Raw genomic sequence first — 22,501 nt, forward strand, 5'->3', positions numbered from 1 at the left:
CCGGGCACAAAAAAGCCGCAACACCCAATGGGGGTTGCGGCTTTTTTATGGCTGACCGACGGCTTACATCCGATTCAGCCACTCGGGCGGCTGCTCTTCTTCCTCTTCCTGCCCCGCAAGACCTTCCTTCGGCGGAACGATCAGGTCTTCCCGTGCAACACCCAGGGCAACCAGCAGGTTTGCTGACACATAGATGGATGAGTAGGTACCCACCACCACACCGATGATCAGAGCAAGCGCAAAGTTGTTGATCGCTTCACCACCCAGGAAATACAAGGCGAACAGAACCACCAATGTCGTACCTGAAGTGTTGATGGTCCGGCTGATGGTTTGATGAATGGACTCGTTGATGATGTGCTCGGAGCCCCCTTCACGCATCTTGCGAAAGTTCTCGCGAATCCGGTCTGCCACCACGATGGTGTCGTTGAGGGAATAACCGATAACCGCCAGCAACGCCGCCAGGACACTGAGGTCAAACGTCCACTGGAACAGCGCAAACACACCCAACACGATGATGACGTCGTGGGCCAGGGGCACAACAGAGGCAATGCCAAATTTGAACTGGAACCGCATGCCAACGTAAATCAGCACAACTGCCAGCGCGATGAGCATACCCAGGCCACTGTCTTCCTTCAGCTCGTCGCCAACCTGGGAGCCGACAAATTCGGAGCTCACCAGTTCAAGCTCGTTACCACCAGCCGACAGCGCGGCCGTGACTTCAGCGGCCAACTGGTCGTTCTCGGACTCTGCCATTCGCACCAGCACCGTGGTATCCGAACCGAAGTTCTGGACCACGAACTGCTCGTATCCCGCGCTCTCCAGGGTTTGGCGAACATTGTCCAAGGCGGGTGCCTGCTGGTATTCCAGCTCAACGGAGGTACCACCGGTAAAATCCAGCCCGAGGTTCAGGCCGCGCACTGCCAGCAACGCAATGGCCGCAACAACCAGCGCAATGGACACAACGGAAGCTATCTTCCGAAAGCCCATAAAATCGATAGGTTTCTTCTCTACTTCAGACATTGGCCAGCTTCCCCCCAATCGACAGCTTTTCAACCTGTCGACCGCCGTATACAAGATTTACGATGCTGCGACTGACCATCAGCCCGGAGAACATCGACGTAAGAATACCGATCGACAGTGTCACCGCGAACCCTTTCACGGGGCCGGACCCCATGGCGAACAGGATCACCGCCACCAACAGGGTGGTGATGTTGGCATCGAAAATCGAAACGAAGGCCCGGGAGTAACCGGAGTTTATCGCCGACTGCGGCGGTATGCCCGATTTCAACTCTTCCTTTATGCGCTCGAAAATAAGCACATTGGCGTCAACCGCCATACCCACTGTCAGCACGATACCGGCAATACCCGGCAACGTCAGGGTTGCGGAGAGAATCGACATACAGGCGATCAGCAGCATCAGGTTAAGCGTCAGCGCAACGTTGGCGATAACGCCAAAGCCACGGTAGTACACCACCATGTAGCAGAGGACCAACACAAAGCCGAGCAGGACCGACATCATGCCGGCATCAATGTTCTTCTGCCCAAGGCTGGGACCAATCGTCCGCTCCTGGACAAAGTACATTGGCGCGGCCAACGAACCGGCCCGCAGCAGCAAGGCCAACTCCGCTGCTTCAGGGATGGAATCCAGTCCGGTAATCCGGAAACTGCTTCCCAGCGCAGACTGGATCGTCGCCAGGCTGATGATACCCTTCTCGACAACGCGGTTGTCGACCGTGCGGGTTTCACCATCCACAACCACTTCTTCCGTTTCTGTCCGGTATTCGATAAAGAGGACCGCCATGCGACGCCCAATGGCGTTGCGGGTTGAGCGGTTCATCAAGTCGCCGCCCACCGAGTCCATGGTGATGTTGACCTGTGGCTGGCCGTTCTCGTCGAACGCCTGCTGTGCGTTAGAGACATTGTCACCGGTGACGATCACCTCCCGCTCGAGACGGGCTTCACGGTTGGGGTTGTCACGGAACGGGAACGTCTCGATATCGGCGGATGAGGCATCCTGACGGGCCTCAAGACGGAATTCCAGGTTGGCCGTAGCACCCAGTACACGCTTGGCCGCAGCGGTATCCTGCACACCGGGCAATTCCACAATAATGCGGTCCGCTCCCTGGCGCTGCACCAAAGGCTCCGCCACACCAAGCTCGTTCACCCGGTTGCGGATGGTGGTCAGGTTTTGCTCCAGCGCGTAGTCCTGTATGGACTTCACCTCGGCTTCCGACATCGACAGAACCAGAAGATACTCACCTTCCTCAGTCCGCTCGTCTAACAGGAACTGGTTGTACTGGTCGCGGATCAGGTCAAACGCTTCGCTGCGGGAACTTTCGTCGCGGAAACTCAGAACAATGGAACGGTTGCCTTCCACATCGCCACCACGGTAGCGAACACGCTCTTCACGTAACTCACGCTTGATCTGACCAGACATGGCCTCAAGGCGCTGGTCGACGGCTGTTTCCATATCCACTTCCAGCAGGAAATGAACACCACCCCGAAGGTCAAGGCCAAGCTTCATCGGGCCGGCACCAACGCTTTCCAGCCATTCCGGCGTGGAAGGGGCCATATTCAGCGCCACCAGATAGTCCCTGCCAAGCGCCTCTTGCACAATCGGCCGAGCTCTCAGTTGGGATTCGGCATCGTTCAGGCGGATCAGTGCGTCGCGCTCCTGCAACTCGGATTCCTTAACCTGGATTCCGTCAGCTTCGAGCGCATCAACAGCCCTGTCGAGAATCCGCTGATCGACTTCGGTACTGCTCCGGGCACCAGTGATCTGTACGGCGAAATCGTCGGGAAAGACGTTAGGCAAGGCATAGACGAACCCGATCACCAGCGCGATCACGATAACCAGGTTTTTCCAGAGCGGATACTTGTTCAGCATGAGGTCCCTTTAAGCCGGCCAATGGACCGGCGGTGATGTTTCAGCGTGGCAAATTCAGACCTGAGTCGAAAACCGGTCGATCAGATGTCCTTCAGAGTTCCTTTCGGAAGTGCCGCTGCAACAGCAACTTTCTGAACCTTGACTTCAACGTTGTCGGCGATTTCAACCACGATAAAGTCATCGGCAACCTTGGTGATCTTGCCAGCTACGCCGCCAGAGGTAACCACTTCATCGCCTTTGTCCAGGCCGGCCATCAGCGCCTTGTGCTCCTTTGCTCGCTTGGACTGAGGGCGCCAGATCAGGAAATAGAAAATCAGGATAAAGCCGGCAAAGAAGATCACCTGCCCCATCACTCCCATGCCCTGGGCACCCGCGTCCTGTGCCATGGCCAGTGCCGGCATCGCAGCAAAGAGTGCAGCAACAAGTAACTTGATCGATTTCATTGATTATCTCCGTTTTTAAGAAAAGTTCAGGTAGCGGTTCAGAATCGGCTTATCCCGCAGTCACTGCGCCATTGGCGGCACGGTTTCACCCCGGCGGGCATAGAAGTCGCTAATAAAGTCCGACAATGTACCTGCTTCAATTGCGCCACGCAATCCAGCCATCACGTTCTGGTAGTAACGCAGATTGTGGATCGTATTGAGTTGCGAGCCGAGCATTTCTCCACATTTATCGAGATGATGCAGGTAACTTCTCGAAAAATTCTCACAGGTGTAGCAGTCACACTGGTCGTCCAGCGGCGCGGTATCGTGCCGATGCCTGGCATTGCGGATCTTGATGATGCCGGTGGAGGTAAACAGGTAACCGTTGCGGGCGTTTCTCGTGGGCATTACGCAGTCAAACATGTCTACGCCACGGCGCACAGCTTCCACAAGATCCTCGGGCCGGCCTACGCCCATCAGGTAGCGCGGGCGGTCTTCCGGCATTCTTGGTGGCAGGTAGTCGAGGATACGGATCATATCCTCTTTGGGTTCGCCCACCGACAATCCGCCAATGGCGTAGCCGTCAAATCCAATCTCCGTTAACCCTTCCAGTGATCGGTCCCGCAGCGATTCGTACATCCCACCCTGAACGATGCCGAACAGCGCGGCCGGGTTATCAGCATGTGCCTGCTTGCTCCGCGCCGCCCAACGCAGCGACAGCTCCATGGACTCACTCGCCTGCTTCTCGGTGGCCGGGTACGGCGTACACTCATCAAAAATCATCACGATGTCCGACCCGAGATCCCGCTGCACCTGCATGGCAATCTCCGGTGACAGCTCTACCGGAGAGCCGTCTATTGGCGACCGGAACGTCACGCCCGCTTCGGTGATCTTTCGCATCTCACCAAGGCTGAAGACCTGAAAGCCACCGGAGTCGGTGAGGATCGGGCCTTGCCACTGGGTAAAGTCATGCAAATCGCCGTGGGCCTTCACCACTTCCGTACCCGGCCGCAGCATCAGGTGGAAGGTGTTGCCAAGAATGATCTCGGCCCCGATATCCTTGATGTCCCTCGGCAGCATACCCTTGACGGTGCCGTAGGTGCCCACAGGCATGAAAGCCGGGGTTTCCACCGTGCCCCGGGGAAACGTCAGGCGTCCGCGTCGCGCACGGCCATCGTCCCCGAGTTTTTCAAAGGACATATAACACTGGTCACTCATCATTGTTCTCCGGATTCCGGCTGCCCTTGCCTGAACAGGATGAAAGGGCGCCCAGGCTTGGCTCCTGCGCGGTGATAAACATCGCATCACCGTAACTGAAAAAGCGATAACGCTCGGCGACAGCCGCTTGATAGGCCGACATCACGTTCTGATAGCCGGCAAAGGCGCTGACCAACATGATCAACGTCGACTCCGGCAGGTGAAAGTTCGTCACCATGGCGTCCACGGCCTGGAAACGGTAGCCGGGGTAAATAAAAATGTCGGTTTCGCCCCGAAAAGGTCGAACCACCCCGCCACGACTGGCCGATTCCAGGGATCGCACCGAGGTAGTACCAACGGCAATGACACGACCGCCCCGGGCACGAGCCGCATTCACCGCATCAACCGTGGCTTGCGGTACATGGGCCACTTCGCTGTGCATGACATGGTCTTCAATACCTTCCACCCGCACCGGCTGAAATGTACCAGCGCCTACGTGCAAGGTCACAAACGCGGTTTCAACGCCCAGTGCTTCAAGCTCAGTCAGAATCCGGTCATCAAAATGCAGACCTGCGGTCGGAGCCGCCACAGCACCCGCTTCCCGGGCGTACACCGTCTGGTAGCGTTCGCGGTCCGAGGATTCATCCGGGCGGTCAACATAAGGAGGCAGCGGCATGTGGCCAATGCGCTCAAGAACATCAAGGACCGGCTCGTTGCTGTCACAGTGCAGATGAAACAACGCATCATCCCGACCGCTCATGCGTAACGACGTGCCATCTTCAAGCAGCACTTTCTGGCCTTCTTTTAGAGCTTTGGAGGCCCGTACGTGAGCGAGAATATCCTGCTCTCCAAGGACACGCTCAACCAGAACTTCCACCTGGCCACCGGTTTCCTTGCGGCCAAAAAGGCGAGCGGGAATCACCCGTGTGTCGTTGAAGACCAGTAGGTCGCCCGGCTGAAGCAGGCCTGGAAGATCGGTAAACCGTAAGTGCCTGATGTCACCGGACAGCCCATCGAGACTGAGCAAACGGGACGCACTGCGCTCTTTGAGGGGATACCGGGCAATAAGTTCATCCGGTAGATCAAAGTGAAAATCAGAGACGTTCATTGGATGGACTGTTTACACCGCGTTGAGCGGATCTTAAATGGTAGCGGCGGGCGGACTCGAACCGCCACGGGTTTTACCCCAACGGATTTTGAATCCGTCGTGTCTACCAATTTCACCACGCCGCCATCGGAGAGTGCTGGGGATTATACTGAGGTTGAATCTGAAAGCAATAACAAGTGCCGGACTTCCTTGTTCCGGCAGGCTTTTTACAGGCGATCGAACAACGACAACTGGGAAACCTGGGCAAACGACTGCTGCGCAGCCTGCAGCACAAAGCTCTGGAAGCTCAGATTGCTGATAGCCTCGGCGTAGTCCACGTCACGCAGTTGCGAACGGATGTCCTCACTGTACACAGACGAGTCTTCCAGGAACGATTTAGTGGAGTCCACCGCGTTCAGACGTCCGCCAAGCTCGGTTTGCTTCTGGACAATGCTTTCCTGCGCACTGTCCAGGTTCTGCAGAGAGGCCGCGATCAGGTCGTCATAGGCGGCCTGCCCTGCCGGTGAACTCTTGTCGATGTTGTCGAGGCCGTCAATCAGGTTCTCGATGGTAGCGAATACCGACTGTTTTTCACCAGCGCGAAGAGTGAATTCATCACCATTGCCCGCGTCAGTGATTGTCGCCTGTACCCCGGCAACTTCAAATGGCTCACCACTGGTGTACGCTGCTGGTGTAACCGTCAGCGACGCCCCCGTGCGGCTATTTACCGCGCTGACCGTTCCGGTCCCGGTGTCTACGGTAATGGTAATATCATCAGGCGAGACAGTGGAAAGCCCCCCTTCGTCAACCACCTCGATGCCGTCTATTCGCGCCGCTGCCGCGTTACCGGGGTCACTCTCTGCAAACACCGCCGCGGGAATGGATGAATAGATGCCTTTACCATGGTCGCTGATAGGCACCGTGACGCCGTCATCAATCTCCAGCACGCGCTGGCCCTCATCACCCTGATACACCCAACTACCGGACGCATCTTTCCCAAAGGCGGCCGTGGAACCCTGGAAGCCACTGAAAATGTATTCGCCGGACGCATCACGGGTATTGGCGATGTTGGCCAACTGCCCGATGCGCTCTTTCATTTCCGAGGAGATGGATTTGCGATCATTCGGTGACAGCGAGCCGTTACCAGCCTGGACGGTCAGCTCCCGGATCCGCTGGATAACATCCACCGAACTGGCCAGAGCGCTCTCCTCCTGCTGCAACCGGTTTTCTGCGAGCCCTGCGTTGCGCTGGTAGGTCTCGATCCGGGACAGCTCCTGATCAAGCTTCAGGATACGCGCCGCCGCAACCGGGTCGTCCGACGGCTTATTGACCCGCTTGCCGGTCGAAATCTGCTCCTGGGTCTGGTTCAGGCTGCTATTCAGCTCCTGCAGCCGGTTTATACCGCCGGAGAATATCTGTTGTGATGAAATTCTGATCATGTCACATCACCTCGCACTGCTACCGGAAACTCTGTAACAGGGTATTGAACAAATCCTGGGCCACGCTCACCACCTGGGCGGACGCGTTGTAGGCCGCCTGATACTGGATCAGTTTGCCGGCCTCTTCGTCCAGGTTGACGCCTGAGACGGATTCCCGCTGATTGGTCGACTGCTCCAGCAGCGTGCTGCCAGCGTCTTTATCCAGCTGGCTCTGCCGGGTTTTCACACCAATATCTTCCACCAACCCTGCGTAGCCCTCGGCGAAACTCTGGCTGCCGTTGTTAAGGGTATTCTCGGTTCCCAACGCCGCCAGGAACTCAGCATTGCGGTTGTCCGACACACCGTTGGTGTTGTAATCGATGCTGAACGAATCCCCGGGCCTTGGGTTGCCGGAGATCTCGAACTGAAAGCCCAGATAATCCGGCGAGCGCGGATCCTCAGTGAACAGCTTATTGGACTGGCCGGCCTGGAACACATTGACCGGAGGCACTGCCGCGGCATCACCGGCCTGCAGCACTGTGTTCGTGTTGGCATCGACAATGTCATAGACCAGCTGGCCGCCATCGTCACGGAACTGGATGTCCAGCGGCGGGTCCAGTTGCCCGTCCTGCCGGAAATTGCTCAGCAACGAATTGGTAAACGGGTCTCTGACATCCAGCATCTTGCCCTGGTTGATAGTGGCATCACCGGTATTATTGGCGGAACCTTCCGCCCTTACCGGGCTCGCAAATGCCAGATCCTCTTCACGATTGACTTCCAGTCCGATACTGGCGGCCGCGTTTCGGGTCGGCTCGATCAGGAAACTGTCACCGGCATTGAAGGTGCCCCCTTCAATACGAATATTGAACCCCGGCATGGATATTTCGGACTGAACCGGGTCCGGCAGGCGACCTTGGTTAACCACCTCACCCGTGGCACGATCCACCAACTCGAAATTCCGACCGTCGCCGCCAAACCGCAACGACCAACTGCCCGCAGGCAACTGGGAGCTGTCGATAATCTCGACCGCAAGTTGCGCGTCCCGCGGCGCTCCGTTATTGGTATTGGCGATTACCCGGCCACGCTGGGCTGCCTGGGAATTGATGTCGCTGAAAAACAGACCACCCAGGTCGCCCTCAAGGTCCATGCCAATTTCATGCTGCTGGTTGAGGGTTTCGGACAAGGCAATTGCAACCCTGCCAAGTTCGGCGAAGGCCGGCTGCAGAGCCTCTGACTCAAAGCGTTGCAAGCCGCCGAGTTTGCCGCCGTTGACCTGGCTGTCCACATTCAGGGTCCGGCCACCCGTCGTCAGGATGAACTCCAATCTGGTCGGGTCTTCCGCGTTGTCGCGGGTTCCAAGCTGTGCAGCTTTGTCACCAACAACCAGGGCCTGACCATTGCGCAGCGACACATTGACCTGGCTGCCTTCCGCCTGCACCACACTGATGTTGACCAGTTCAGACAACTCACGCAGCTTTTCGTCGCGCTTGTCCAGCAGCTCATTGGGTTCACGGCCCTGGGCCAAACCGGGCGATTCGGAGATCGCCAGATTCAGTTCAGCAATGCTTTTCAAAAGCGTATTGGCATCCTTGACGCCCTGCTCCATTTGCGTCTTCACGGATTCCCGCTGTTGAATGAATTCCTGATTCAGGGCTTCAAACCGGTTCACCACCTGCTGCGCTTCGCTCAACACCAATTGCCGCTGGGGCAACGATGCCGGATCTTCAGCAGCATTCTGCAGGCTGGCAAAGAAATTGTTCAGCGCATTGCTCAGGCCGGTGGATTCGCCACCAAGCAGGTTGTCCAGGCGCGACAATTCCGAGTTCAGTGCTTCCTGCTCACCAAACAGCGAGCTGTCTTCACGCACCTGTTGCGTCAGGTATTCGTTCGCCAGGCGACGGATGTCGGTGATGCTGACACCGGTACCGATAGAGCCCGCGCCGGTGCGTTGCGCCGACTGGGTTTCAAACTGCACTTCCTGCCGGCTGTAGCCAGGCGTGTTGGCATTGGTGATGTTGTTACCGGTGGTGTTCAAAGCCGCCTGGTTTCCGAGGATGCCGGTCAGACCAATATTGATAAGCCCTGCCATAATGCTTACTCCTCAGCCCCACGCGTACCCATGGACAAGGTTGTCATGGAGTCATTGTTCATAATACGGCGAATCTTCGCACCGTAGTTCGGATCGGTGGCGTACCCCGCTTCCTGAAGCCGGTTTGCAAACAACTCTGGATCATCCGCCGCCGCCAGTACATCCCGATAGCGAGGATTGGATTCGAGGAATGAAACATAATCCCGGAAGCTGGATTCATAGTCCGGGTAGGCCCGGAATGCGGCCCGTTCGTTCATCGGCACACCTTCGCGGAATTCTGTGGTGGCAATGTTCACCGACTCACCCTGCCAGCGGGTGTCTGCCTTGATGCCGAACAGGTTAAAGCTGGGCGAGCCACCATCACCTTCAATCATGTGCCTGCCCCAACCGGTTTCCAGTGCCGCCTGTGCAATCATTACTCGTGGGTTGATACCGCTTTGCGCCGCTACCTTTTCCGCGACGGGCAAGAGTTCACGGACAAACTGTTCCGGCGAGTCGAACCGGCTTGGCATGACGGTATTGGCTTCCGGCGCCGGCTCTCGGCTGGCGGTGACATCAGCCACCTGATTTACCTTGTCCATCTGCTCAGGCAGGCGCGGCGACAGTACCGGCACACTACGGTCATAATCCGCCAGCGCGGTCTTATGGGCCGCCATCGGTTCACCCTTCTCATCCATGCCAGGAATCTGCCGGCTTAGCTGGCGCACCAGGGCATCGGAAATCCCCGTACCCTGCTTTTGCGACAGCGTCAGGCTCAACTGGCTATCGAACATTTCGCGATAGAACTCCGACTGCTGGCTGTTGAGATAGTTACCCTCCGCAAATACATCACCGGCCTTACGCATAGCCTTGACCATTTCCGACAGGAACAGGCCCTCAAACTGCTTGGCCACTTCCTCAAGCGCCGCTTCTTTGTCGGTCCTGGCCTGGGCCTTCAACGCGTTCAGACCGCCAAAATCGGTATAAACCTGAGCTTTCTGGAGACTGGAATCCTGCATCACGCCCCCCCCTAAATCACAATCAGCTCGGCGCGCAAGGCGCCAGCCTGTTTGAGGGCTTCCAGCACCGCCATCACGTCACCGGGCGCGGCACCTACCTGGTTCACAGCCTGGACAATTTCGTTCAGGGTGACCGCCGGGCCAAACTGGAACATCCGGGCCGGGTCTTCGGTGATGGCTATCTGGGAATTGGGTTCTATAACCGTTTCACCATCGGTGAACGGGTTTGGCTGATTGGCTTCGGGGTTCTCTTCGATGGTGACGGTCAGGTTGCCGTGGGTCACCGCCGCCGGGCTGACCTTGACGTTCTGCCCGACCACAATGGTGCCGGTGCGGCTGTTAATCACCACCTTGGCGGCATCTTCAGCCGGGTTAACCTCAATGTTTTCCAGAATCGACAGGAAGCTCACCCGCTGGGATGGATCCCGTGGCGCCTTGACGGAGACCGAGGTGGCATCGTGGGCGTACGCCATGTCCGGGCCCAATTGACCATTAATCGCCTCCACAACCCGGCGAGCCGTTGTGAAATCAGCCCGCAACAGGTTGAACGTAATGGTATCGCCACGGGTAAAGGGCGACATCACTTCCCGCTCAATGGTGGCACCATTGGGAATCCGGCCAACACTGGGAACGTTTACGGTAATCCGCGAACCGTCGGCGCCCTGGGCACCGAAGCCACCCACCACCAGGCTACCCTGGGCCATGGCATAAACCTGGTCGTCGGCCCCCTTTAACGGCGACATCAACAGGGTACCGCCACGCAGGCTGTCGGCGTTGCCGATGGACGATACCGTAATGTCCAGCTCCTGACCCGGCTTGGCGAAGGGCGGCAGAGTCGCAGTAATGGTCACCGCAGCTACGTTGGCAAGCTTGGGATTTACGCCCGGCGGCAGGGTAATGCCGAACTGGGTCATCATGTTACGAAAGGTCTGGTTGGTAAACGGCGCTTTATCACCAGTACCATCCAGGCCAACCACCAGTCCGTAACCGACCAGCTGGTTGTTACGCACGCCCTTGATGCGCGCCAGGTCCTTCAGGCGGTCCGCCAGCACAGGCGCTGCGATCACGGAGAGCGCAATCATCAGTATCCCAAACCTCAGCATTTTCATAGCGGGAACCACTCACTGTTGAAGAACCTCGCCAGCCAGCCCATCTGGTTGGCCTGGTCGAAATCACCGGTACCGCCGTAGGCGATACGGGCATCAGCAATACGATTGGACGCCACGGTGTTGTCCGGCGAGATGTCCTCTGGACGAACAAGACCGGTCAGGCGTATATACTCGTCACCATTGGTCAGCGACAGCCACTTCTCGCCTCTTACTCTCAGCACGCCGTTAGGCAGCACCTCAGTCACCGAGACTGTAATGCTGCCAGCAAGACTGTTGCTCTGATCAGCATCGGCTCTGGTTTTAAAATCACGCTCTTTGTTAAGTGAAGTACCGATCCCGAAGTTATTCTTGCCCAGAATGTTTGGCTCGGGCAATGTGATTTCATTGTCTTTGATAATACGGGTGTCGGCATTCTTGCTAGCGCGGGTAGACTCCTCCAGATTAACTGTGAGCACATCACCAATGTTCAGAGCCACAGTATCTCCGTAAAGACTGTAGTTGCGGGCCGACTGATAGATGGCGCCAGAGTTGGGGTCACGCTGCATCATTTTATCCGCTCGAACCGGTGTATAGGCGGGGTCGTCCGGCACAGGACGTTCTCGGCTCAGCGCCGTACATCCCTGAAGTATCACCAGTCCAGCGACCATCAATACCGAGCTGATCTGGCTCAATCTGCTGTTTTCATGACGTGCACGCATCATAACTCTTCTCCCAGCGCCCTCTCATGGTTAGCCTATATTATTCGTAATAAACTGGAGCATCTGGTCAGTCGCGGAGACCACTTTTGAGTTCATCTCATAAGCTCTTTGGGTGGTAATCATGTTAACCAATTCTTCCACAACTTCCACATTGGAGGACTCCACCATGCCCTGCTCCAGAGACCCTAGGCCTAAGAGACCTGGCACACCTTCCGCCGGATCACCACTGGCGTTGGTCGCTTTGAAAAGGTTATGACCAATTGCCTGCAAGCCCTGGGGGTTAATGAAATCCACCAGGGTAATTTCGCCCAGGTTCACCGGAGCCGCCTGGTCATCGGTAACAGCCGTTACTGTGCCGTCCTTGCCAATGGTGATGTTAGTGGCGTTTTCAGGAACGTTGATGTTCGGCTCCAGGGTGTAGCCATCGGGGTTGACGATGTCGCCGTTGGAGTTCAACTGGAACTGGCCATCGCGGGTATAGGCAATCTGCCCGTCCGGGAGCAGGATCTGCATGAATCCGCGGCCGTTCACTGCCATGTCCAGGGGCTGCTCGGTGACTTCCAGGTTGCCCTGGGAAAACTGCTTGGCCGTGCCGACGATGCGAACACCGGTACCCAGTTGGAGACCGGACGGCAGCTCCGAGTTCTGGGTATTCAGACCACCGGGTTGCCGGTCAATCTGGTACAGCAGATCCTGGAACACTGCGCGGTCGCGTTTGAAACCGGTGGTGTTCACGTTAGCCAGGTTGTTGGAGATCGTGGACATATTGGTGTCCTGCGCGCTCAACCCGGTTTTGCTGACCCAAAGTGCTGGATGCATGTCGTCTACTCCTTGCCGGGGGCGTTTTCAATGCGGTCGATTTTTGCCGCTTCTGCGCTCACCCGGTCGATGTTCATAGGGTTTATCAGAGGTTCTGCAACAGTCGTGCCGACGCTTCGGCATTCTCGTTGGCGGTGGTCATTATCTTCACCTGCATTTCGTACTGACGGGACAATTGCAGATTGGAGATCATCTCTTCCACCGCGTTCACGTTGGAGCTTTCCAGAAACCCCGACGCAACGCGCATAGTGGCATCGGGCGGCTCAGGGCCATTCAGCGCCTGATCTGCCTTGCGACGAATAAAGCCATCTACGCCTTTTTCCAGCGCGTCCCGTGGTGGGTTCACCAGCTTCAGTCGATCCACCTCAACCAGCTGATCCGGCGGGCCGCCGACGGGTACCACGGAAATGGTTCCGTCCGCGCCAATCTGCACGTTATCGAATGGCGGCAGCGCTACCGGCCCGCCATTGCCCATCACCATCTCTCCGCTGGAGAGACGCATCAGGCCGTTGACGTCGATCTGCATGCCGCCGGACCGGGTGAACACTTCCTCGCCCTGCTGATTCTGCACGGCCAGCCAACCATCGCCCTCAACGGCGACGTCCAGTTTGCGGCCAGTGTCCATCAACGCACCGGCGGAAAGGTCTGTTCCAGGCCTCTCGGCCATGGCATAGGCACGTGTGGGATGGTGCTCACCAAACACCGGCATGCTGCGGGCCTGGGCGAAATCCGCCTTGAAACCGGTGGTACTGACGTTTGCCAGGTTATTGGCGTGGGCGCGCTGGGAAAGCATGTTCTGCTTGGCGCCGGACATTCCTAGATAGAGGGCTTTGTCCATGGGAAAACTCCTGCCGGAATATTGACTGTTTCCAGTCTTTCCTATGTTCAAGCAGGAGTTGTGCCATGTTCACATTTTAGAACTAGCGGAGGTTGATGATGGTCTGGGTAACCGCATCGGAAGTCTCAATCGTCTTGGCGTTGGCCTGGTAGTTCCGCTGGGCAATGATCAGGTTTACCAGTTCCGCCGACAGGTCCACGTTGGACTCCTCAATGGAGCTGGCCTTGATCGCCCCCAGGGTTCCGGTATCAGGCGCACCAATAATCGGCTGGCCGGACTCGAAGGTTTCAACCCAAGAGGTTTCGCCCACCGGCGACAGACCGTTGGTATTGTTGAACGAAGCCAACGCGACCTGGCCCAGGGACTGGGATTGACCATTGGTGTACCGGGCAAACAGAACACCCTGGTCCGACACATCCAGACCCGACAGCCTACCGGTGGCATAGCCGTTCTGACGCTGGTCGTTTACCCCAAAGTTGCTGCCGTACTGGGTGGTATTGCCAAGGTCCAGCACAAAGGCCGAGGTGGTCGGAGGCTCTGGAATGGGCGTGGTGATATTTTCACCCGGCCCCGGAGGGCCATCTGCGCCGTTCGGAGTGCCGTCGGCATCCTTCGGCGTCCAGTCGCTGATCAGAATCTCGCCATTGGGGTCACCGTTCACCGATTGCAACTCCCCGTCCTGGTCAAAACGAGCCTGGTAGGGGTTCTGATCGGTTCCGGCCACGAATTCACCGTCGATCTGCAGGTATACGGACCATTCACTCACACCCACACCATTACCTGGGGCCGGTTGCTTCACGTAGAACTGGGTCATCTCGTGAGAGTTACCCAGGCTGTCGTAAACGGTGGTCGATGTTGCGTGGTTGTAAGTACGCTGATCCAGTGGATTGAACTGGTTGGTAATCTCGATGTTACGCGCGTTCCACGAGTCCGTGAGGTTCGTGGCACCGCTGGTTGATGCAATATCGGTAATCTCACGATCGGCCTGCGGCCTCACCGTGCCAACGGTTGTCTCCGGTGCCTGGTTCGGGCCATCGCTGGTAAAACCGGCGGTGACGTTGTTGCCGCGATTGTCGATCAACCTCAGGTTGCCGCCCGTGAGTGATGCCGAGATCGTCGGCGCCTGGGCGTTGTTGATGGCACTGACCAGGGAAGCTGCATCGGTCACACCCGTCGTGTCCACGGGAACAGTGACCCCGCCTACCGCAAGGTCAAAGCTGAAGTTGCCAGCCGCAATGGCGGCGTTCAAATCCGCTTCAGACATCCCCTCATAGGTAGTGGTCGCGGAGGCAGAGAGACCGTCCTGCCCATTGAGCACATCGACGACGTCAGCCGCTGAGAAATCAGTCGATCCCGCTGCGTTGATGGGTACGCTCACCACACTGCCATCTGCGTAGGTGATTTCGAAGGTTTCAGAGGGAAAACCGGTGGCTCCGGCTGGGGCCGTATAGTCGCCCATATCAGCAACCCGACGCTCCAACACGGTTTCCCGGGAATCCAGATTCAGGTCCGAGCGCAGATTGGTGGTGCGGCGAGGCGCCAGATTATCGGTTTCAACCTGCAGATCACCACGAATACCGGAAAGGTTACCGTCGTCATCAGCAACGAAACCCTGAACCCGCATGTTCTGGTTGTTGGTGACAAAGCCGTCTTTGTCGATACCGAACTGGCCAGCACGGGAGTACCGCACTTCACCGCCGTTATTCAGCACAAAGAAACCGTCGCCGTTGATGGCAAGGTCCAGGCCGTTGTCGGTAAAGCTGATATTGCCCTGCCCGAAGTTCTGTTTCACATCCTGTACCCGTACACCATCCCCAATCGGATTGGTGCCGGCACTCAGGAAGCCACTGGCGTACAAGTCGCCAAACTGCGCCTGACTGCTTTTGAAGCCGACTGTACTCGCGTTGGCAATGTTGTTACCGGTGACATCCAGATCCACCGATGACGCCCTTAAGCCGCTAAGACCTGTGTTAAAAGCCATACTTCACCTCTTACTGTTTCACCAGTATCAATTAATCTGCTGAACATCTTGCAGCGCGATGGAGCCCATGCCGGCCAGGTTCAGAGTAATGCTGCCACCCTGCCCCAGCGACACACTGTCGACATTGGCGCTGACCATGGTGCCCAGTTGCTCGAGCCCGCCGGGGTATGACGCTTCTGCCACCACCTTATAGCGTCCAGGTGGCAAACTGTTGCCGTTGCCATCCTTGCCGTCCCAGCTGAACGCTGTCTGGCCAGGCTGCTGCTCTCCCATATCAATCTGCCGAACCTGCTCACCGGATTCATTCTCAATGGTGATTCTCAGCCCGGATGTGGTCGCCGGAACGGAAACGTTACCGGATATCTCACCGTCCGCGCCAAGCACACCAATGGATGACGGCGCCAACACCGTGCGCCCGACCATTGCGGAGGCCTGCAGTGCCTGGGTGGAGCGGAACTGACTGGCCATATCGTCGACACTGCCGGACAGGCTCTGCATTTCCTCCAGGGAACTGAACTGCGCCAGTTGGGATATAAATTCGCCGTTGTCCTGGGGCTCGAGAGGGTTCTGGTTCTTGAGCTGAGCGATCATCAATTCCATGAACTCGTTCTTACCGAGCTCACTTCCGCTCTTAGCCTGGTCTTGCTGCACTCGAAACTGGCTCAGCACATCCGAAGCGTCTGTGGTGTTATTCACTACGCTCATGATTCAATCCTCGCTCGGTTACTGCTGACCCAGGGTCAGGATACGCTGCATCATGGATTTGGCGCTGTTCATAATGTCCACGTTCATCTGGAAGCTGCGTGACGACGACATCATGTCCGCCATCTCTTCAACCACGTTGACGTTGGGATAGAACACGTACCCATCCTCGTTCGCGGCAGGATGATCGGGCTCGTAGCGCATCTGCAAATCGGCATTGCTCTCGACGATGCCTTCAACCCGCACACCTGCGCCTGGGCCGTCGTCATTGCCAAACGCCATGCCCTGCTGAGAAGGGTTCAACATGGACTGCTGTATCGCCGCGAAAACAGGCTTGCGGGCGCGATAGGTCTGGTCCGTACTGGAACTGGCCGTCTCTGCATTGGCGATGTTGGACGCAGTGGTGTTCAGCCGCAGCGACTGGGCTGTCATACCGGACCCGGCGATGTCGAAAATATTACCCAGGGACATGATGGTGCTCCTCAGTTAATGGCTGCGCCCAGATTTACTGGCCAGAGAGTGCCTTTTTGATGCCTGAAACCTTTCCGTCCAGGAACTGGAAACTGGCCTGGTAATCCATGGCGTTACGCATGAAGCGGGTCTGCTCCTGCTGGGCATCCACCGTGTTGCCGTCCACGGACGGCTGATGAGGTACCCGATAGAGCAATTCGCTGTCGGCGCCCATGGACGAAGTGTCCATGTGGGACTCGTGGGTACGGGTCATGCCGAAACCACTCATGCTGTCCTGAGCCTTCTGCATCATCGCCTGGAAGTCCACATCCCGAGCCTTATAGCCCGGGGTATCAGCGTTGGCGAGATTGTTGGCCAGCACCTCCGCACGCCTTACCCGGCCTTCCAGGGCGTGCTGATGAATGCCTAATGCTTTGTCCAGAGAAATTGCCATAGTGCCTCCGATTCCTGCACACGGCGTTGGTCGTTTTGCCGCTTGTGCGTTCTTACAGAGATACTGCAATCACAATGCCAGTTTTAAGAAGTTGTTGCGGGATGCGGGCTGGGGAAGGTACGGCGGCATTCGATAAGCCAATAAAGGGCGTAAAGCGGCAAGGGGTTTCCCCCGCGACAGTGGCGGGGGCAACATGGCGGCAACTAGTCAGGCCAGCGCCTGACAAAGTCTTTCTGCTCAGGCCTTGGCACGCCGGGCTTGTTCTCATTTACGCTACCCGTATACAAGAACCCGGTTATGACCTCGTTGTCGTCCAGCCCCAAGCCACGGGCGATCATTGGATTGTAGGCCATGGCGCCGGTACGCCACATAACGCCGAACCCGGCGGATTCCAGAGCCAGCAACAAATAACCCATACCCACAGCGGCCGACATGGACTGCTCGATCTCAGGCACTTTGGGATGGGTCTGGTAGGACGCAATACCGACAATCACCATTGGCGCCCGCAATGCCTTCTTGTGGAGTTTGCTGCGCTCTTTATCCGTACCATCATCGCCACAGGTCGCGGCAAACAGTTCGCCCAAAGCATCCAATGCCTCCTCTCCTTCAATAACCAGGTACCGCCAGGGCCTTAGCAGCGCATGGTCGGGTGCCCGGGCGGCACAGGCAAAGGCTTTATCCAGTGTGGACTGATCCGGCGCAGGCGCTACCAGGCGTGGTTCCGAAGACCGTTTCAACAAGGCATCCATTACGGCTGTCATAACATCTCGCTGTGGTTGGTGTGGTCACGTCAGTTCGGGCCCAAACGCCCGTATGAATTGTGGGACAAATGGTTTACTGTTAGTCTTTAGTCTAAGTACTTTCCACGACATAAAAGTACTCTCTACCTTTAAAAACGAATAAATGAGCCGGTAGACGCCTTATGAGCCAACAGCAAACATTCCGCAATTTCGCGGAGTTCTACCCGTACTACCTCGAGGAACATAGCGATACAAACTGCCGCAGACTCCACTTCATAGGTAGCCTACTGGTCATCCTCGTTGCACTCTATGCCATTGTAACGGCCAAGTTCCTCTATTTGTTGCTTCTTCCCGTTATCGGCTATGGGTTTGCCTGGATTGGCCACTATGGTTTTGAGAAAAACCGACCCGCCACTTTCAAACATCCACTGTACAGCCTTATGGGCGATTGGGTGATGTTCAGGGATATGCTCATCGGGCGGATCCGTTTCTGAATGATGAGCGCACCGATTGACCTGCGTAACGCCAGTACCAGTGCCAGCAAGTCCACCTTGCTTGACGCGCCGAGCCATCCGATTGCCATCCCGCCCATGCCGGACTACAACGGCAGGATACTGGCGTACACGGCGACTGCCGGCATTATTGTTTCGGGCGTACTTCAAGACGTCTTCGGCCTGTGGATGCTGTGGTTGCTTTCAGGCGCCCTGACCTGGCCTCACATAGCCCACCAACTTACCCGGCGCACCTTTCTCCGTAACTCTTCCCGTATTCGCCAGAAAATGCTGTTAACGGACTGTGCCATCGGGGGCGGATTCGTCGGCTGCATTGGATTGATTGCCATACCCTCGGTCGCCGTCGCGCTGATGCTGATGTTTAGTTGCCTGATCGTGGGCGGCATCCGCCAGTGGCTGTTTGGCACCATGATCATGGCGGCTTGTGGTGCCATCGGCGTTGCCATTGTGGGCCCCGCCGAGTCGCTGCAGTCGCCGATGATCACCAGTATTATTGCGATCAGCGCCACTGGCCTCTATATCTGTGTGACCGCGTTCTATTCCCATCAGCAGGCACGTGCCCTGATGATGGCAAAAACCCAGATCCAGAATCAACGCGAGCAATCCATTGCCCTGTCCCACAAACTGTCCAAGTACCTCTCTCCGCAGGTGTGGCAGTCCATCTTTACCGGCGAAAGGGACGTGCGGCTGGAAACGCAACGCAAGAAACTGGCGGTGTTCTTCTCCGACATCAAGGGCTTTACGGAACTGTCAGAGGAGATGGAGCCGGAAGCGCTGACGGAACTGCTGAACCACTACTTCAACGAAATGTCGGAAGTCGCCCTCAAATATGGCGGCACCATCGATAAATTCGTTGGCGACTCCATCATGATTTTCTTCGGCGACCCCACCAGCCGGGGCCAGAAGGAAGACGCCTTCGCCTGCGTGTCCATGGCTGTAGAAATGCGCAAACACATGAAGATCATGCGGCAGAAATGGCGCAGCCAGGGCATCAAGACACCGCTGGAGATCCGGATGGGTATCAGCACCGGCTACACCACCGTCGGCAACTTCGGTGCTGAGAACCGCATGGACTACACCATCATCGGCAAAGAGGTAAACCTGGCCAGCCGCCTGGAGTCCCTGGCAGAACCCGGTGAAATTCTGATCTCCTACGAAACCTTCTCGCTGATCAAGGACCGCATCATGTGCCGCGACAAGGGCGAGATCACCGTGAAAGGCTTCGGCCGCCCGGTGTCCATCTACGAAGTGGTGGATTTCCGCCGCGACATGGGCCCCAATCGCAGTTTCCTTGAGCACGAACGCAGCGGCTTTGCCATGTACCTGGATTCGGAAAAAATCACCGAAAGGGAGCGGGAGTCTATCCTGTCTGCTCTTGAGGATGCCGCCGAGCGGCTGCGTCAGGAAGAGGATTCCTGACCACCCCCGGCTTTAGTCTACTGCCTGATTAACCGCGGCCCCACTGCCTCTTCCGGGTCGGTGCTGCGCCATGGATTGATATCCAAACCACCCCTCCTTGTATAACGGGCGCAAACCGACAGCTTTTGCGGCTGGCAACGGGCCATCAGGTCGGTAAACATCGTTTCCACGCAATGCTCATGGAAGTCCTGTTTCTGGCGAAAGCTCACTATGTATCGCAGTAGCCCTGCCCGGTCCATCGCCGGGCCGGTGTAATCGATCAGCACCGTTGCCCAGTCCGGTTGGCCGGTCACCGGGCAGTTGCTTTTCAGCAGGTGCGAACATAGTTTCTCCGATACCACATCACCACCGGCCTGCAGACTGTCCGGGTTGTAGTCGTAGCCCAAGGACTCCACAACCTCGTCGTCGATCAACACGAAGCCTTCCGGCCGACCGACCGCCCTCGCCCCTTGATCAACACTGTGCAGGTCTACCTGCACCGCGGCGCCACTCGCGCTGGACAGGTCGCGGGCAATCACGTCCCGGACCTGGTCGGCAGAGGAAAACACCGTCTGGTTCAGGGAGTTCAGGTACAGTTTGAGGGACTTGGACTCAATGATGGACGGCGACGCCGAAGGTACCCGGATTTCCGCCCAGGCCACCGCGGGAACGCCCCCGGTGCGCAACCACGAAATTTCCCAGGCCTGCCACAGGTCTTCCCCGAACCAGGGCCAGCGACCGTCCTCCAGACCAATGCGACGACGGTTTTCCTCCCGCGCCACGGGAAACAACAATTGCGGATCGTAGGCATCCGGGTAGTCGCTGGACTTGCCCAGCGGGGCATCAATAAGGGCCATGATCAATCCTGGGAAGCGTTCATCAGTGACGTATGCCCTTACCGCGCGCCAACATGCGCAGGGAAATGGCAGACAGAATGGCAATAAACAGCAGAATCATACCAAGGGCAAGGTAGGGATTCACATCCGACACGCCCAGAATACCGTAGCGGAAGGCATTCACCATGTAGAGTATCGGGTTGATCATCGACACCCCTTGCCAGAACCCCGGCAGCAGGTCGATGGAGTAGAATACCCCGCCCAGGTATGTCAACGGTGTCAGAACAAACGTCGGCACAATGGAAATATCATCGAACTTGGTCGCCAGCATGGCGTTGATGAAGCCACCCAACGAAAACAGCGCCGATGTCAGGAACACCGTCAGGATCACCATCGGCAGATGATGAATCGACAACTGTGTAAAGCCCAGGGATAGCAGCGTGACGATAAAACCAATGCCCAAACCGCGGGACATGCCTCCGGTCACATAGCCGGCGAGGATCACCCAGTTGGGTACGGGTGATACCAGCAACTCCTCAATGCTGCGCTGGAATTTCATGGAGAAAAACGACGACACCACGTTGGCGTAGGAACTGGTGATCACCGACATCATGATCAGCCCCGGAACAATGAACGCCATATAATCGAAGCCACCCATCGCCCCGATACGGGAGCCAATGAGGTTCCCGAAAATAATAAAGTACAGCGTCATGGTGACCGCCGGTGGCAACAGGGTTTGTGGCCATATCCGCATGAAGCGACGGATTTCACGGGTGACGATGGTTTTATACGCGGTCAGCATCGCATCCGTTCTCATGCGGTCTCTCCCTGTTTGGTGTTACGGGGGTTGTTGTCCTCAACCATGCGGATAAACAGCTCTTCGAGTCGGTTGGCCTTGGTGCGCATGCTGACCACACGCACGCCCTGCGCCTCCAGCTGGACGAACATGCCGTTCAGGCTCTGGCCTTTTTCCACATCCACCACCAGGGCGCCCTCGTCATCCATATGACTGAAGAAACCGTCGAGCACCGGTGCTTCCGTCAACGGCTCGGCGGTGTCCAGCACGAATGTTTCAGAGCTCAACTGCTGTAGCAACGCCCGCTTACTGGTGTGACGCAGGATTTTGCCGTGGTCGATGATGGCAATATTGCGGCACAGGGCCTCCGCTTCTTCCAGGTAGTGAGTGGTCAGGATAATGGTGGTGCCCTGTCGGTTCATTTCCTCCAGGAACGTCCACATCGAGCGGCGCAATTCAATGTCCACCCCGGCCGTGGGCTCATCCAGGATCAGTAGTTTGGGTTCGTGCACCAGCGCCCGAGCAATCATCAGTCGCCGCTTCATGCCCCCCGACAGCATCATGGCCGGCGTGTTGCGCTTGTCCCAAAGCCCAAGCTGGCGCAGGTATTTTTCGGCGGACTCCGATGCCTTCTTCAGGGGAATGCCGTAATAGCCCGCCTGGGTGGTCACGATGTCGAACACCTTCTCAAACTGGTTAAAGTTGAACTCCTGAGGCACAACGCCCAGGTTCAGTTTGGCGTCCGATAGATGAGTATCGATGTCAGATCCGAATACCCGAACCTTTCCCGAGCTTTTGTTCACCAGTGAGCAAACAATGCCAAGGGTGGTGGACTTCCCCGCCCCGTTAGGTCCGAGCAGGGCAAAAAAATCACCTTCGGCAACATGCAGGTCAATCCCTTTCAGGGCCTGGAAGCCGTCGCCATAGGTCTTGACCAGACCTTCGATCTCAAGTGCGTTGGTCATAGTGAATCCGGAGCTGCAGGGGCTACCAGCAATCCTGTTACGGCAGCCGATTGTGGAATAGAAAACAAAAACTATAAGTGGTGGCCCCGAAAGAGAAATTCAAGT

At 57.0% G+C, this 22,501-nt stretch carries 22 protein-coding genes and 1 tRNA gene; 2 read left to right on the forward strand and 21 right to left on the reverse strand.

Going from position 1 to position 22,501, the window contains the following annotated elements; all coding sequences use genetic code 11:
• Positions 1-63: 63 nt before the first annotated feature.
• From secF to AC13D2_RS10100, 18 genes are all read right to left on the reverse strand, one after another.
• On the reverse strand, positions 64-1,020 hold the full coding sequence (secF, locus tag AC13D2_RS10015) for a protein translocase subunit SecF (protein ID WP_127401114.1): 957 nt from the start codon (positions 1,018-1,020) through the stop codon (positions 64-66).
• Complete coding sequence (gene secD, locus AC13D2_RS10020) at positions 1,013-2,887, reverse strand: protein translocase subunit SecD (RefSeq protein ID WP_482938555.1); 1,875 nt, start codon at positions 2,885-2,887, stop codon at positions 1,013-1,015. Before secD ends, secF begins: the two co-directional genes overlap by 8 nt.
• A gap of 80 nt (positions 2,888-2,967) precedes the next feature.
• A complete protein-coding gene (gene yajC, locus AC13D2_RS10025; protein ID WP_127401110.1) occupies positions 2,968-3,330 on the reverse strand; it encodes a preprotein translocase subunit YajC in 363 nt (120 codons plus the stop codon).
• 60 nt (positions 3,331-3,390) lie between these two features.
• On the reverse strand, positions 3,391-4,509 hold the full coding sequence (gene tgt / locus AC13D2_RS10030) for a tRNA guanosine(34) transglycosylase Tgt (RefSeq protein WP_127402378.1): 1,119 nt from the start codon (positions 4,507-4,509) through the stop codon (positions 3,391-3,393).
• 10 nt (positions 4,510-4,519) lie between these two features.
• The gene (gene queA, locus AC13D2_RS10035; RefSeq protein ID WP_482938556.1) at positions 4,520-5,614 is read right to left on the reverse strand and encodes a tRNA preQ1(34) S-adenosylmethionine ribosyltransferase-isomerase QueA; all 1,095 of its coding nucleotides are present in this window, start codon (positions 5,612-5,614) and stop codon (positions 4,520-4,522) included.
• Positions 5,615-5,652: 38 nt separating this feature from the next.
• Positions 5,653-5,739 (reverse strand) — tRNA-Leu (locus AC13D2_RS10040).
• An 81-nt stretch (positions 5,740-5,820) separates the two neighbouring features.
• Entirely contained in the window at positions 5,821-7,032 is a 1,212-nt protein-coding gene (flgL, locus tag AC13D2_RS10045) for a flagellar hook-associated protein FlgL (RefSeq protein WP_127401106.1), read from the reverse strand.
• Between the two features lie 19 nt (positions 7,033-7,051).
• Entirely contained in the window at positions 7,052-9,100 is a 2,049-nt protein-coding gene (flgK, locus tag AC13D2_RS10050) for a flagellar hook-associated protein FlgK (protein ID WP_300498057.1), read from the reverse strand.
• Between the two features lie 5 nt (positions 9,101-9,105).
• A complete protein-coding gene (flgJ, locus tag AC13D2_RS10055) occupies positions 9,106-10,098 on the reverse strand; it encodes a flagellar assembly peptidoglycan hydrolase FlgJ (RefSeq protein WP_127401103.1) in 993 nt (330 codons plus the stop codon).
• A gap of 11 nt (positions 10,099-10,109) precedes the next feature.
• Entirely contained in the window at positions 10,110-11,207 is a 1,098-nt protein-coding gene (locus AC13D2_RS10060; protein ID WP_127401101.1) for a flagellar basal body P-ring protein FlgI, read from the reverse strand.
• On the reverse strand, positions 11,204-11,854 hold the full coding sequence (gene flgH / locus AC13D2_RS10065) for a flagellar basal body L-ring protein FlgH (protein WP_412535616.1): 651 nt from the start codon (positions 11,852-11,854) through the stop codon (positions 11,204-11,206). Before flgH ends, AC13D2_RS10060 begins: the two co-directional genes overlap by 4 nt.
• An 81-nt stretch (positions 11,855-11,935) precedes the next feature.
• Positions 11,936-12,724 (reverse strand): flagellar basal-body rod protein FlgG, encoded by a 789-nt coding sequence (gene flgG / locus AC13D2_RS10070; RefSeq protein WP_127401099.1) that lies wholly within the window; start codon positions 12,722-12,724, stop codon positions 11,936-11,938.
• Between the two features lie 85 nt (positions 12,725-12,809).
• Entirely contained in the window at positions 12,810-13,562 is a 753-nt protein-coding gene (locus tag AC13D2_RS10075; protein ID WP_127401097.1) for a flagellar basal body rod protein FlgF, read from the reverse strand.
• Between the two features lie 82 nt (positions 13,563-13,644).
• Entirely contained in the window at positions 13,645-15,543 is a 1,899-nt protein-coding gene (locus AC13D2_RS10080) for a flagellar hook protein FlgE (RefSeq protein ID WP_300498062.1), read from the reverse strand.
• 27 nt (positions 15,544-15,570) lie between these two features.
• Positions 15,571-16,248, reverse strand: a complete 678-nt coding sequence (locus tag AC13D2_RS10085; RefSeq protein ID WP_292050044.1) for a flagellar hook assembly protein FlgD — start codon at positions 16,246-16,248, stop codon at positions 15,571-15,573.
• Between the two features lie 18 nt (positions 16,249-16,266).
• On the reverse strand, positions 16,267-16,716 hold the full coding sequence (flgC, locus tag AC13D2_RS10090) for a flagellar basal body rod protein FlgC (RefSeq protein WP_292050043.1): 450 nt from the start codon (positions 16,714-16,716) through the stop codon (positions 16,267-16,269).
• A 34-nt stretch (positions 16,717-16,750) separates the two neighbouring features.
• Entirely contained in the window at positions 16,751-17,149 is a 399-nt protein-coding gene (flgB, locus tag AC13D2_RS10095; RefSeq protein WP_292050042.1) for a flagellar basal body rod protein FlgB, read from the reverse strand.
• 203 nt (positions 17,150-17,352) lie between these two features.
• Positions 17,353-17,910, reverse strand: a complete 558-nt coding sequence (locus tag AC13D2_RS10100) for a nitroreductase family protein (protein WP_292050041.1) — start codon at positions 17,908-17,910, stop codon at positions 17,353-17,355.
• A gap of 161 nt (positions 17,911-18,071) precedes the next feature.
• On the opposite strand from AC13D2_RS10100, the gene AC13D2_RS10105 reads away from it, so the two are divergent.
• Positions 18,072-18,383: an Mpo1-like protein gene (locus AC13D2_RS10105; protein ID WP_292050040.1), complete on the forward strand. Its 312-nt coding sequence runs from the start codon at positions 18,072-18,074 to the stop codon at positions 18,381-18,383.
• Entirely contained in the window at positions 18,384-19,820 is a 1,437-nt protein-coding gene (locus tag AC13D2_RS10110) for an adenylate/guanylate cyclase domain-containing protein (protein ID WP_292050039.1), read from the forward strand.
• 17 nt (positions 19,821-19,837) lie between these two features.
• On the opposite strand, the gene queF is transcribed toward AC13D2_RS10110, so the two are convergent.
• From queF to AC13D2_RS10125, 3 genes are read right to left on the reverse strand one after another with little or no spacing between them, the layout of a single operon-like run.
• Positions 19,838-20,656 carry an NADPH-dependent 7-cyano-7-deazaguanine reductase QueF gene (gene queF / locus AC13D2_RS10115; RefSeq protein WP_292050038.1) on the reverse strand — a complete coding sequence of 273 codons (819 nt, stop codon included), beginning with the start codon at positions 20,654-20,656 and terminating at the stop codon, positions 19,838-19,840.
• A 22-nt stretch (positions 20,657-20,678) separates the two neighbouring features.
• Entirely contained in the window at positions 20,679-21,452 is a 774-nt protein-coding gene (locus AC13D2_RS10120) for an ABC transporter permease (protein WP_292050037.1), read from the reverse strand.
• A complete protein-coding gene (locus AC13D2_RS10125) occupies positions 21,449-22,396 on the reverse strand; it encodes an ABC transporter ATP-binding protein (RefSeq protein ID WP_292050036.1) in 948 nt (315 codons plus the stop codon). The genes AC13D2_RS10120 and AC13D2_RS10125 overlap by 4 nt, the downstream gene beginning before the upstream one ends.
• Positions 22,397-22,501 lie beyond the last annotated feature (105 nt).

This window comes from Marinobacter sp. B-12 (assembly GCF_056857915.1).